Source organism: Aphanothece microscopica RSMan92, assembly GCF_046613545.2.
Taxonomy (GTDB): domain Bacteria; phylum Cyanobacteriota; class Cyanobacteriia; order PCC-6307; family Cyanobiaceae; genus NIES-981.
Map to the genome: position 1 here is coordinate 1 of NZ_JBKKKY020000481.1, position 481 is coordinate 481.

Consider the following 481-nt stretch of genomic DNA (forward strand, 5'->3'; position numbering starts at 1 on the left):
CGCTGGTCGGGCAGCTTGAGGTCGCGCAAGGGGTCTCTCCCATCCGGGTCGGCCCTGATGTAATCCGCAATGCGCCCGCGTGCAACGCAACCCGGTGTCGCGCCGCGCGCAAGGCTTGATCCGCGTCAAGGACGCCGGCGCCGCGCCCATGGCATCGGCGGACATCGAAGGACGGAGCCGCGGATGACCCTTGCCGAGATGACGCTTGCGCTGCTGGTGCTGCTGGCCACGCCGGGCCCCACGAACACGCTGGTCGCGCTGGCGGGGGCGGAACGGGGCTGGCGGGGCGCGCTGCGGCTGATCCCGGCGGAACTGGCGGCCTATCTGGCGGTCACGGTGCCGCTGGCGCTGGCGGGGGCGGCGGCCATGGCGGCGGTGCCTGGCCTGCGCGGCGGCGTCACCCTGGCGGCGGCGGCCTGGGTCGCATGGCTGGCGGTGGCGATGTGGCGGCTGCCCGCGGATGCGGCGGACCGCGGCGGGG

At 75.7% G+C, this 481-nt stretch carries 1 protein-coding gene; it reads left to right on the forward strand.

Annotation, left to right across the window (positions count from 1 at the left end; all coding sequences use genetic code 11):
- Nucleotides 1–183: 183 nt before the first annotated feature.
- Nucleotides 184–481 (forward strand): hypothetical protein (locus tag ACLD7X_RS18645; protein WP_411425169.1); only part of this gene is annotated, 298 nt, incomplete at its 3' end.